This is a genomic window from Elizabethkingia sp. YR214 (assembly GCF_003058195.1).
GTDB lineage: Bacteria > Bacteroidota > Bacteroidia > Flavobacteriales > Weeksellaceae > Elizabethkingia.
This window is the reverse complement of sequence record NZ_QBUH01000008.1, coordinates 54861-67345: the sequence shown is the minus strand read 5'-3', so window position 1 is coordinate 67345 and position 12485 is coordinate 54861. Positions and strand designations below refer to the sequence as shown.

Here is a 12485-nt window from a genome sequence, read left to right as displayed (position 1 = left end):
CCAAAAAATGAACAATTTAGCAATCATATTACAGCTATCTATTACCCATGTTCTTATTGTACTGGTAATCCTTCTATTGTTATTCGGAGGTAAAAAAATCCCTGAATTAATGCGTGGTATGGGGTCTGGTATTAAAGAATTTAAAGACGCGGTAAAAGAAGAGGATAAAAAACCTGAAAACCAGGATAACAAACAAGCATAAGATATGTCCCTGACAAAAACAGCCTGGGATATTTTCAATCAGTCTATTATCCAGTATCATATTCAGGATCATGTAGATGCACCCGAGCAAAATCCATTCTCAGAAGGAAGTTTGGAACGGCTTTTGTATTCAAAGAATTGGATCGATACCGTTCAGTGGCATCTTGAAGACATTATCCGCGATGAAAATATTTCTCCAGATGAAGCTCTTCTGATAAAAAGAAGAATAGATGCCTCTAATCAGAAAAGAACTGATCTTGTGGAATATATAGACAGTTATTTTTTTGAAAAATATAAAGATGTTCCGGCAAAAGCAGATGCAAAACTGAATACAGAAACTCCAGCATGGGCCGTTGACAGGTTATCAATTTTAGCATTGAAAATCTATCACATGGACCAGGAGGCTAACAGAGAAACTGCAAGCATAGAGCATCGCGAAAAATGCGCTGCAAAACTAGCTGTACTAAAAGAACAGCATATAGATTTATCTTCAGCCATAGAACAGTTGCTTACTGATATAAGTAGCGGATCGGTTAAAATGAAAACTTATAAACAGATGAAAATGTATAATGATGAGAGTTTGAACCCGATCTTATATCAGAAAAAACAGCAAAATGGCTAAAAAAAACATTGGTCTTTTTATACTTATCGGTTTACTAAGTGTTTCATGTTCTGTTGAGACACTTAATTACGTATCCCGTTCGAATAAGGATCAAATGCCCAGTTCTTTGGTGTCTAACTTCGACAACCATTATGTCGAGAGCAAAGCAGCTTCAACTGAAATCAGTATTGAAAAAGTAAAGTACGTGTCGGATTTATCTAATCTTATTACGGTCTTTCCTAAATTTAAAAACTCGACGGTAAATGCTGAAGTAAAAAAATTAAAGGCTGCAGTTCAGTCTTATATCTATGGTACCACGGAAGGTAATTCTAAACAGAAAAGACTGGCCTATCGTGATTATGCTACTTCTTATAAGACCCTCCAGACATTAAAAAAATATATGAATCGTGACGATATTGAGCTTATCGATCGTTATCTGACGAGAATAAAAGCCAATATCAATTCTTTAGAATATCTTAAGTAATTCAAGATGATCAAAATACAGGCGGAATCTAATGTCCCTACAGAATACGGACAATTCCGGATGATTGCTTTTGCTGAAAATGAAAATGACTGGATGCCTCACATGGCAATCGTAGCCAACAATACAGACCTCAGCCAAACCGTAAATGTAAGATTTCATTCAGAGTGTATTACGGGGGAAGTTTTCCACTCCAGAAAGTGTGAATGCGGACAGCAGCTAGATGCTGCAATGCGATACACAAATGAGCATGGCGGGGTAATTATCTATCTTCGTCAGGAAGGTCGTAATATAGGTATTATCAACAAGCTAAAAGCTTATGCTCTTCAGGAAAAAGGTCTGGATACAGTACAGGCAAATCTTCAACTGGGTCTTCCGGCCGATGACCGGGATTTTAGTGTTGCCATAGAGATACTGGATCTTCTAGGTATAAAATCTATCAATCTGATTACCAACAACCCGCTTAAAATAAAAGCGGTGGAAGAAAGTGATATAAAGCTTGTAGACAGAATCCCTTTACAAATGGAGGCTACACAAGAAAGCAAAGACTACCTCAACGTAAAGAAAACTTACTTTGGCCATTATCTGGACGAACAAAAGTAATCCGTTTTTTTTCGCATAAAATATTGTAAATTTGTTCATATACTCCCGTTATATGAACAAATTCTTTTTTTATACCATATTATCAATATCCACTTTTATATCCCCTCAGTATTTTTCTCAGTATCAGCCTAAAAACCTTAATCAGAAAGAACGAGAAAAAGCTCAGCAATGGGTAGACAAAACCTATAACTCTTTAACACAAGATGAAAAGCTTGGACAGCTTTTTATCACCGCTTTATATACTAATAAGGACCAGAACCATATCAATTTTGTTCGTCAGCTGGTTAATAAAGAAAAAATTGGTGGTATTATCCTCATGCAGGATAATGCTGCTCAGGAAATAGACCTTGTTAATGAGTTCCAGGCGTCATCAGGAGTTCCGCTTCTTATAGGGATGGATGCAGAATGGGGGCTGTATCAAAGAATTGCTACAGCACACAAATTTCCATGGGCTATTACACTAGGTGCCATTCAGGATGATAAGCTGGTGTACGAAATGGCTTCCAAAATTGCTGGTGATGCAAAAAGAATGGGTGTAAACTGGGATTTCGCCCCGGTTGTAGATGTTAACACCAACCCTTCTAATCCTATTATTGGCAACCGCTCTTTTGGTTCGGATGTACAAAATGTGATCAGAAAAGGACTTGCCTATACAAACGGACTTCAGGACAACGGAGTCTTGGCAGCGATTAAGCATTTTCCGGGACACGGAGATACCGATAAAGATTCCCATCTGGATCTTCCGGTTGTAAAACATAATATTGACAGGTTAAACAATACCGAACTCGCTCCTTTTAAAGCTTTAATGGATAAGAATGTTGGCGGTGTTATGGTCGCACATTTATATGTTCCGGCCCTGGAGTCTAAATCTGGAGTACCGGCATCTGTATCCTACTCTATCATTACGGATCTTTTAAAGAAAAAATTCGGTTACAAAGGACTTATCATTACAGATGCTCTAAATATGGGTGCTGTAGCCAGCAGGTATAAAGCCGGAGAACTGGATAAAAAAGCTTTTGCTGCCGGAAATGATATCATGCTGTTTTCGCAGGGAGTATCCGACGGAAAGAAACTTATTCAGCAGGCCATTGATAACGGTGAAATACTACAGTCCCGTATAGAGGAAAGTGTAAAGAAAATACTGCTGACCAAATACTATTTGGGTCTTCCAAATTTCAAGAAAATAAGTACTAATAATATTAACAATGATCTCAACAACGAGAGCCATGCTCAGCTTTCAGAAAAGCTATATGCCAGCGCACTTACCTTACTGAAAAACGATCAGAAATTGCTGCCTTTACAAAAGAATGAAACAGTATACTATGTTCCGCTGGAAGAAGCACCTTACAAGACTTTTGCCAGTGAACTGGGGAACAATATCAACCTTATTGTAAAGAAAGCAAACGAAATTAGCAGTATTCCTTCCGGTGCAAAGGTTATAGTTGGTTTCCACAAAGACAATTCTACAGCTTATAAACCTTACAAAATTTCGGCAGTCAGTAAAACTGTTTTAAATAAGCTGTCGGGAAATACAAAAGTAATATTAGATGTCTTCGGAAGCCCGTATGCGCTAATGGATGTGGATATACAAAATATCCCTGCAGTGCTGGTTTCGTATGAAAATAATGAATATTCCCAAAAAGCTGCAGCTAAAGCTTTTACAGGGCAAACCAAAATAAACGGACGCCTCCCTGTATTGATCAACAATCAACTGAAATACGGAGACGGACAGGACCTTTAAAAAAACGAGAATAAAAAATGAAAATAGGTATTCTTTGCTATCCCACTTACGGAGGAAGCGGGATTGTTGCAACAGAGCTCGGCATGCTATTGGCCGACAAAGGTTATGAGGTACACTTCATGAGCTCCAGTATGCCGGCGCGACTGGACATGACCAAACCTAATATATATTTCCATAAAGTAAATGTAGAAATCTATCCTTTGTTCAAATATCAACCTTATGATATTGCACTCTCTTCTACTATTTATCATGTGGTGAAAATATACAAACTGGATCTTATTCATGCCCATTATGCCATCCCCTATGCATATGCAGCTTATATGGCCAAGCAAATGCTGAAAGATGATGGTATAGAAACTCCGCTTATCACAACACTGCACGGAACCGATATTACATTAGTAGGTCAGCATCCAAGTTATAAGAAAGCGGTAGAATTTTCCATTAATAAATCTGATGTTGTAACCTCTGTATCAGAAAGTCTGATGAAGGACACTTACATTAACTTCGATATTAAGAAGGAGATTCAGGTAATTCCTAACTTTATAGACAACGAGATTTTTACAACATTCAATAACTGTTGCAGATCTCAGTTTGCAGAGGACAATGAGCGTATTATGATTCACGTTTCTAACCTTCGTGAGGTTAAGCGTATTCAGGATGTTCTGGAAACTTTTAAAAGAGTACAGGAGGAAATCCCGACACGTCTTATTATTATCGGAGAAGGTCCGGAAATGGAGCGTATCAATACTTTCCTGGAAAACAATCCGGAATTGATTTCCAAAATCAGACTAATGGGTAAAGTAAATGATCTTTACCAGATTCTGGCTTATGCAGATGTATTTATGCTTCCGTCTCAGCAGGAAAGCTTCGGCCTTGCCGCTCTGGAAGCAATGGCAGCCGGAACTCCGGTAATCAGTAGTAATGCAGGGGGAATACCAGAAGTAAACAAACACGGAGTAACCGGATTTATTGCGGATGTTGGCGATGTAGATGCTATGGTGGAATACACCAAAAAACTATTTTCTGATGAAACCCTTCTGGCAAAAATGAAAATTAGTGCCAAGGAGAATGCGCTAAAATTTGATATTGCTAACATTCTTCCGCTATATGAAGAGCTTTACAAAGAAGCATTAATAAAAGTAACTTAAAAAATACAAAGTACAATGAAGCATATTCTTTCTGCTCTTTGCCTGCTGGCTGTAGGTCTCTGGTCACAATTGTATTATACACAAACCCCGGATGCTTATGTAGAAGTATTGGGCGTTGCACAGGACGGAGGCTTTCCGCATATGGGATGTAACAAAGAAGGATGCAACCTGGCATGGGAGCATCCGGAATTAAGAAAGAATGTGTCTTCTCTGGCTTTGGTAGATCCTGTCCAGAAAAAATGGTGGCTCTTTGATGCGACACCGGATATCAGACAACAATTACACGACTTCTCACAAAGACATAAACAAGAATATCCTTATTTGCCGGAAGGTGTATTTATTACACATGCACATATCGGCCACTATACCGGATTAATGGAATTTGGGAAAGAGGTTATGAATACCAAACAAGTTAAGGTATATGTATTGCCCAAACTAAAAAGCTTTCTGGAAAATAATGGACCATGGAGTCAGCTTGTGAGTCTGAAAAATATAGAAATTATTCCTTTAACTGCTGAGCAGGAAGTAAACATAGGCAATTCTGTTACTGTAAAGGCTTTTACAGTACCTCATCGGGATGAATATTCTGAAACAGCCGGTTTCAGGATGCTAACACCTAAAAAACGTTTCCTCTTTATTCCGGATATCGATAAATGGAGTAAGTGGAATAAAAGCATTATTGAGGAAGTAAAGAATGTTGATTATGCATTCCTGGATGCCACTTTCTACGATCAAAATGAAATGGGCAACAGACCCATCTCTGAAGTTCCACACCCACTTGTAACAGAAACAGAGGATTTATTCCAAAAGGAACCTGCAGCGGTAAAAAAGAAAATTCATTTTATCCACTTTAATCATTCCAACAGAGTATTATGGGATAAAACCATTCAGGGGAAAATAAGGGCGAAGGGCTTTAATATTGCTGAAGAAGGCCAGCAATATTGAAAAGAAGATATGCAACTCACCTGAAACTCCCATTTATTAAATTAAACTTAATTATTTTATTTTACGTATATTCATTTTCATAAAACACCGAAAATGAATGAAAAATATTTACAACATGTTTGGTATTACAAAAAATTCAGTAATACCAATTTCCATACATCTGATGGGGAGAGTATTGAGATTTTAGATTTTGGCGAATGGAATATGAATGCCGGTCCGGATTTTCTATTCGCAAAAATTAAGATAGGTACTACAATCCTCGCAGGCAGCATAGAGATTCATGTAAGGTCTTCAGACTGGCATTTCCACCGGCATTCCGGAGATATTGCCTACCAAAATATTATCCTTCATGTCGTTTATACAGATGACATGGATATTGGTGAGCTTCTGGATAAAAATGTACCAACGCTTATCTTAAAAGATTACATTGACGAATCCTCATTCAATAATTACTCGGAGAAAAGCTTTATTCCCTGCGAGCATCTTTTTACACCTTCAAAAATCCCGGTACAATACGAGGAAGAAGTCCTCTTACAAAAACTGGAAGCCAAAACTATTATCTACAACAGAATACTGGAGCAAAATAAAAATAATTTTGAGGCTTTGCTTTTTCAGCAATTGGCTTACGTTTTCGGACTAAAGATAAATGCCGGCATCTTTCATCAGATGGCTTATGCTATAGATTTCGGTGTCATTAACAAAATCCGACAGAACAAAACCCAACTGGAGGCTTTATTCTATGGAATGTGTGGCTGGCTGGAGGAACCTGTAGATAGCACGATGGAATTATGGAATCGTGAATTCAGATTTTTACAATCTAAGTTTACATTATTAGATGTTCGTTTTTCTCCAAAGTTTTCACGTCTGCGGCCAGCAAATTTTCCCACAATAAGGCTTTCGCAACTGGCCAACCTATATGCGGAACGGCAGAATCTATTTTCAATACTGATTCAGACTCCCGATTATCAGAATATCCGGAATCTACTGTCTTCCCTTTCCGCATCTGAATACTGGACGGATCATTTTAGTTTTGGAAAAAAGGCCCAGATTAGTTTTGTAAAGAAACTAAGCCCTGAATTTATCAACCTGATGTTTATCAATTGTATTCTGCCTCTTCAATATTTTTTTCAACAGCTAAACTCGGAATCTAAAGTCAACCATATTATTGATTCATACCGAAATATTCCTCCGGAAAAGAACCAGATTATAAAGCAATGGGAAAATTTGGGGGTAAAATTTCAGAACAGCCTGCAAACCCAGGCATTTCTCTATCAGTACAAAACTTTCTGTAAAGCAAAAAAATGCTTAAATTGCGCTATCGGATTTCAAATTCTGAAAAATGCTGAGCAACATAAGACATAAAATGGAGAGACAATGGTTTGGAGTATTAACCCGTATGGGAGCCAAACTGGGAATTCCTGTGTCTAAACTCCGCGTATTCTTTATCTACTCTACTTTTGCTACTGCAGGAGTATTCTTCCTTATCTATTTAGGCCTTGCATTTACCTTATGGATAAAAGATATGTTTATTACCCGAAGACCTAGTGTTTTTGATTTGTAGATAATAAAAAGCACGGATTTGTAATCCGTGCTATCGACTTTCATTCTCCTGTTTCAATCCATTTATCTGTTTTCTTTTTTTGATTATAATAATCATCATTATTTTCTCCGTATCTCAGATAAAAAAACTTTTTCCTTTTAATTCCTTCTTTGCTACCAAACATAAAATTTGGAAAAGTTGAATAATATTTATTAAAATCTAAAACATTAGAATTGTACTCGTCAACAATTTTATTTAATTCTTCTGCATTTAGCTTTAATGGGGTTATCTTAAGTTTATTATCAGGTTGTTCTTCAATACATTTCTCTAAATTTAAATAAGCCTTATTGACTTCGTATTCCAAATTCCATAATTCATCTACTTGCTTTAGGCTCCTATTAGCTTTATTTTTGTCAATAGTACTATCAATGATAACTTTATCACAATTTGAATTATTTGCGAGGTTTTCTATTGCCAAAATACGAGATGAACTTTTCTGGTACAATGAATTCCATATTTTTTCAATCTGGCTATCTTGCTGTTTTAACTTCACTAAAATAGATGATTTGTAACCATCAAATACAACAAAGCCAAAAACCAAGAATAAAATAATACTGGCTAAAAATATTAATAAGAACTTTTTCATTTTCTATTTTGTCATTTTCCTTTACCACCACCTCGATGTCGCGGATTTGTAATCCGCAGCTTCATCTTATTCAATATAAACAACTTCAATTCCCAAAATACTATCCAACCCCGAATCGTTTCTCACAGAACTAAAATAATAATTTTTCAGATTTGAAAAGGTACGGATTACGCTTTGCTAACAATAAACCAAGAAAAATTTATGCTTCAATAAACTGCCAATAATAAGCTTTTTTATATTCCCGCTTTGACTGAATTATATCAAAAATAAAACGCTGTAACTTTCGAAAATCTTTTACTTTAGAATTGTTAGTACACTTTTCTTTAGTTAAATTGTCTTTAGAATCATTTAAAAATTTTATAGATGATTCATTAATATAATTATTATAAATCTTAAATTCACAAGGTAGTAGAGGTTTATATAACTTATACTGTTCATCAATTTTCTCTAAATCTGCCTGGGATAATTTTAATAAAAACTTTATGGATGGTCTTTGTGAATTTTGCTCACTTTTATAATAGGTATTAGTTTCTTTAAAAATCATTGTTTTACTATTATACGATATCTCTCTTTTTGAGATAGAATCCGCAATATAGATATCCTTCAATTCAAAATCCTTACTGGTTATTATGCTCTGAGAAGAATAAGAAATAAAAAATAAACTAATGAATATTGCTGCTAATATTTTTTTCATTTTTGATATTGTGAGTATGTTATAGATTGACAATAATTCCATAAACACCGCCCAAAATCATTATTATGATCAATGCCCAGCCAGGAATTATATACCTGGCAAGATCATATATATAGTCTTCATCATTTTTATCATAAAGGTCTTTATATGGAAATTTATTGTTAAATCTTAAATAAAATAAAAGAACTCCTATTGAAAGTATTATAATTGGTGCCAACATATTTAGTTCTCTTTCGTTTTTGTATCCAAGATTTTCAAAATATCTGGTATTCTATATTTTCCTTTCATTTGTTCTACTTTTTTCATTGCAATAGCTGTATTAATTCCAATAGAAGATATGAATAAGGGATTCTTACTTTCTCCTCTATATAAGGGTAGCGTAACTTCTTCTGTATTGTAAAATGATTTTTTTGCAACACCTATTATAGGAATTGTCTCTCTTAGTGATTCATATAAATGTCCGCCCAAACCAAATTCCCGCTCATTATTTATATATACATGGCCATCAACTATTATTATATCTAACGTTTTTACGTCTATCTGTTCTAATAATTTTAAAATACAAGGCAATTCCCTTTTGTAGAACTGTCCTGGAATATATTCTTCAACTTCAGGTATATTAACCGATTTTATGTCTATTGGGGATTCACTATCCCAATGAAATAATACACCAACAGTTTTAGCATAGTTCTCTTTATAATGAACATCTATAGCTAATATTTTTTCTTTTAATAAATTCATAGTTATCTCCGCTTCTTTAGTTTTTTTTTATCATTTCGTGTAAGCATTTCCAGACGTTCCGGCAATATTTTTATTCTCTTCGTAAGAAAGATGTTGAGTTTTGGAGTATGACAAAAATAAAAGAAAAAAGCAGCCATTTCTGACTGCTTAATAATTATTTGATTTTTACTCCATCTTTCCACTCTGTTGTTGAGATAAGATTACCTTCTTTATCCCAATCCCTATATATTCCGTGAAGTTTATTATCTTTTTTGAAACATTCATATTCTATTTTTCCATTTTCATAATAAACTCTATCTACACCTTCTTGATATCCATTTATATATTCTGTCTCTCCAGCAATAATATTGGTTCCAAAAAAATAATCAACAATTATTCCTGTAAATAGTTTCCCTTGATAATGATAGATAGGTATTCCCCCTCCATCTATATCAATAAACTCTAAATCTTCTTCTTTCACTCTTAATGTTTTCATAATTAAAACTCTAAAAAGCAGCCATTTCTGACTGCTTCTATTATTTATTCATTTTTCCATTCATCCCCAATAACATATTTTCCATTCTTTTTTAGGATTTCTAAATCAGGAACCCTTCCTGGAGCTCCACCGTCATGAAATTTAAAAGGCTCCATTGTTTCATCTTTAAAGTATATCGAAAATACTCCTGTACCACCGAACTGTTCTTGAGGAACACGGATTAATATTTCCCAAACATCATAGGGATAAGTCCTGCTAAATTTTCTATTTTTTATTTCTTCAGGCTTAAAAATAGTAAATGAATCTTCTTCATATTCTCTATTAAAATCTTTCAATATTTTTTTTGAAATTTCTATTATTTTTTTTGTTTTATCCATTTTATTTAAATTTTAATAATTCTTGTTGTAAATTCCATTTTTTAAAATATTCCAATTCAACTGTTGGAAGATTATTTTCTCTTCTTAAGCTATTTATGTTTTCCAAATCATTTAATAAATCAGCTTCACTCCATTTATTTGGGTTTTTCATAAACTCCGCTAATACATATTCTTCATGAAACAAAACATTTTCTCTACCCAAAGTCTTTTGAAAAAGCGGTTGTAACTCCGAAAATTCCTTTGTCATTTTGTACCATAACTTCATGTGGAACATTTCGTGCTGTACAGTATAAGCTGTTACACTTTTTCGCAGATACATTTTGCCTTCTAGCATATTAAAGGAACCGGCAACCCTCCTTGCTGTCCAATCTTTTAGCTTTGCTTTCAAAGCAGGGTTTTGATCTACAAATTCTAAAGCTACACCAAACGTTTCTTTTAATAATCTTCTTAATGTTTTAATATCATTAGCAGATAATATTTCCTGCCCTGCAAGATTAAATTTCTTTTCAATCTTTCTGAAAAACTCTTCTGTTTTTCCCTCTTTGGACAAATATTGTTTTATTTTACTCGCCCATCCTTCAACTAATTCTTTATTCTTCAAAAGCCATTCTGCAATCTCTTTCCAAAGCTTCTCTACAAAATCCTGTAGTTTCTTGCCACCCTTGGCAAACATTTCCAGCAGTTCCTGTAATACCTTGCCAGCTTTTTGGTAACCTTCAGCAGTTTTGTTTTTAACAAAGTTAGTTGTTTGAAAAATAGCCTCGCTCACTTCTTTATTTAATTTTGCTAAAATGTCGCCCACATTTCCTACTTCAGAAAATTTCGCAACATCGGCTATCGGAATAAAGAAGGTGCCTATAAAGGATATGGTAAATCCTGCAATATAATAAACCCTTACCCAGTTGACATCTTCTGAATTTTTTTCTTTAAGATTGGCCATTATGTTCTTCACAGCTTCGGAGGCTGCATTATCTACATTCTCCCATAACTTTTCATCGTTTAGTAATGCTAAAAAGTTATCAACCAGCTCCAATGTGTACTGGAAATCTTTACTGATATCGAAAGGTGCCTCCAGTAAACTGCCCAGGAATTTAAAAATTGAGGACACAAAATCTACCAATCCGTTCCAGAGGCCACAGACAAGTGCAATTCTTTCTGCCAGGTCCTCGGTTTGCTGCTGGGTATGTGGATTTTCTATGTCTTTAAAAATACCTTCTATCTTAGCCTTCACATAGCTGTTATAGTTCCCAATGAATGCTTCTATTGTCGCTATTTGTTTAAGGATAATATCATCCACCAATTGTGGCGTTATGTCGGTAAGGTTAAAGCCTTTTTTGTCTGTAAACAGATTCTTGAGTGTATTGAGCTTATCTGTAGGAATGCTGAGATTCTCAATTAGCGTATCTTTCTGGAAATAATAACCTTCACTTTCTGTATCCCAGAACTTATCCGGTATTTTTAAGAAATCTATCCCATCGCCTATTTTGTTCGATACCCAACCCAATGCTTTTGCAGGTGCTGAAACGCCCATCATTACATATCTCAGAAATATGAAAAAACCTTTGGTAATGATTTCATCCTCAATATACCCGTTTTTCATCAGTTCCGTTATAACCTCCTGGTTGATGTCGGCATGCATTCGTACGCTCTTCATAATCTCATTGTCAAACAGGTTACTTTTCAGGTTTCCGTTTTTATCGGTAAACTGTTTCCGGATCTTATCCGACATTCTTCCATAGAGGGCATCCCGGCTAAAGGTATCCTTATCACTTTCCAAAAACAGGATCACTTCATCATCGGCAGGCTTTACCACTTCGTAGCATTCTTTCACTTTATTACCATCATCCGAGACGAAAAGCAGCAAACGAAAAGCCATCGTATCTCCCTGATCACCATAGATTCCGTTATGATTATTGTCAAAGTAATAGTTATACGAGTTGAATTTGTATCCATTTTTTATGGTAATGCTAATATCTTCTATTATATTGGTATTCCCTTTCCTTTCATCATTCCCATCTGGAAAATACTTACTGAAAATCTGGTCTGCGGTTTGATTGAAAAACTTCATTTCTGCCAACGGGCTTACGTTTTGCATGCCGCGGATCGTTTCCCCAAGTCTCACCTTGTCAACCATAACATCGCGAAGATTTCCATAATTCCTTTGCTGTAATTTTTGAATAGGAATAATACTCCTGGCAGAAGCCATTAATATTTCTTTACTGTTCTCATCAAAATCATCTAAATATTCTTTGTAAATCATGTTCTTACATTTTAAAAATTAATAAAGAGGGC

16 protein-coding genes are annotated in these 12485 nt (G+C 35.1%); 9 read left to right on the top strand and 7 right to left on the bottom strand.

What is annotated here, in order from left to right; all coding sequences use genetic code 11:
• Nucleotides 1-7 precede the first annotated feature (7 nt).
• The 9 genes from C8J95_RS15355 to C8J95_RS15315 all read left to right on the top strand — a co-directional run bounded on the left by C8J95_RS15355 (nt 8) and on the right by C8J95_RS15315 (nt 7281).
• On the top strand, nt 8-202 hold the full coding sequence (locus C8J95_RS15355) for a twin-arginine translocase TatA/TatE family subunit (RefSeq protein ID WP_009089111.1): 195 nt from the start codon (nt 8-10) through the stop codon (nt 200-202).
• Between the two features lie 3 nt (nt 203-205).
• Nucleotides 206-823, top strand: coding sequence for a DUF4254 domain-containing protein (locus C8J95_RS15350; RefSeq protein ID WP_107809622.1), 618 nt, complete (start codon nt 206-208; stop codon nt 821-823).
• A complete protein-coding gene (locus C8J95_RS15345; RefSeq protein ID WP_107809621.1) occupies nt 816-1286 on the top strand; it encodes a hypothetical protein in 471 nt (156 codons plus the stop codon). Before C8J95_RS15350 ends, C8J95_RS15345 begins: the two co-directional genes overlap by 8 nt.
• A gap of 6 nt (nt 1287-1292) precedes the next feature.
• Nucleotides 1293-1886, top strand: coding sequence for a GTP cyclohydrolase II (ribA, locus tag C8J95_RS15340; RefSeq protein WP_034870683.1), 594 nt, complete (start codon nt 1293-1295; stop codon nt 1884-1886).
• 52 nt (nt 1887-1938) lie between these two features.
• Nucleotides 1939-3627: a glycoside hydrolase family 3 protein gene (locus C8J95_RS15335; protein WP_107809620.1), complete on the top strand. Its 1689-nt coding sequence runs from the start codon at nt 1939-1941 to the stop codon at nt 3625-3627.
• Nucleotides 3628-3644: 17 nt separating this feature from the next.
• The gene (gene bshA, locus C8J95_RS15330; RefSeq protein WP_107809619.1) at nt 3645-4775 is read left to right on the top strand and encodes an N-acetyl-alpha-D-glucosaminyl L-malate synthase BshA; all 1131 of its coding nucleotides are present in this window, start codon (nt 3645-3647) and stop codon (nt 4773-4775) included.
• Nucleotides 4776-4790: 15 nt separating this feature from the next.
• Nucleotides 4791-5720, top strand: a complete 930-nt coding sequence (locus C8J95_RS15325) for an MBL fold metallo-hydrolase (RefSeq protein WP_107809618.1) — start codon at nt 4791-4793, stop codon at nt 5718-5720.
• A gap of 93 nt (nt 5721-5813) precedes the next feature.
• On the top strand, nt 5814-7082 hold the full coding sequence (locus tag C8J95_RS15320; RefSeq protein WP_107809617.1) for a DUF2851 family protein: 1269 nt from the start codon (nt 5814-5816) through the stop codon (nt 7080-7082).
• Nucleotides 7060-7281, top strand: a complete 222-nt coding sequence (locus C8J95_RS15315; protein WP_021347045.1) for a PspC family transcriptional regulator — start codon at nt 7060-7062, stop codon at nt 7279-7281. Before C8J95_RS15320 ends, C8J95_RS15315 begins: the two co-directional genes overlap by 23 nt.
• A 40-nt stretch (nt 7282-7321) precedes the next feature.
• Here C8J95_RS15315 and C8J95_RS15310 read toward each other — a convergent pair whose 3' ends face one another.
• From C8J95_RS15310 to C8J95_RS15280, 7 genes are all read right to left on the bottom strand, one after another.
• On the bottom strand, nt 7322-7906 hold the full coding sequence (locus tag C8J95_RS15310; RefSeq protein ID WP_107809616.1) for a hypothetical protein: 585 nt from the start codon (nt 7904-7906) through the stop codon (nt 7322-7324).
• Nucleotides 7907-8105: 199 nt separating this feature from the next.
• Nucleotides 8106-8600 carry a hypothetical protein gene (locus tag C8J95_RS15305; RefSeq protein WP_107809615.1) on the bottom strand — a complete coding sequence of 165 codons (495 nt, stop codon included), beginning with the start codon at nt 8598-8600 and terminating at the stop codon, nt 8106-8108.
• Between the two features lie 19 nt (nt 8601-8619).
• Nucleotides 8620-8820: a hypothetical protein gene (locus tag C8J95_RS15300; protein ID WP_107809614.1), complete on the bottom strand. Its 201-nt coding sequence runs from the start codon at nt 8818-8820 to the stop codon at nt 8620-8622.
• 2 nt (nt 8821-8822) lie between these two features.
• Nucleotides 8823-9341, bottom strand: coding sequence for an endonuclease V (locus C8J95_RS15295; protein ID WP_107809613.1), 519 nt, complete (start codon nt 9339-9341; stop codon nt 8823-8825).
• Nucleotides 9342-9495: 154 nt separating this feature from the next.
• Complete coding sequence (locus C8J95_RS15290) at nt 9496-9816, bottom strand: toxin-antitoxin system YwqK family antitoxin (protein ID WP_107809612.1); 321 nt, start codon at nt 9814-9816, stop codon at nt 9496-9498.
• Between the two features lie 44 nt (nt 9817-9860).
• Nucleotides 9861-10193, bottom strand: a complete 333-nt coding sequence (locus tag C8J95_RS15285) for a hypothetical protein (RefSeq protein ID WP_107809611.1) — start codon at nt 10191-10193, stop codon at nt 9861-9863.
• Nucleotide 10194: 1 nt separating this feature from the next.
• On the bottom strand, nt 10195-12453 hold the full coding sequence (locus tag C8J95_RS15280; RefSeq protein WP_107809610.1) for a zincin-like metallopeptidase toxin domain-containing protein: 2259 nt from the start codon (nt 12451-12453) through the stop codon (nt 10195-10197).
• Nucleotides 12454-12485 lie beyond the last annotated feature (32 nt).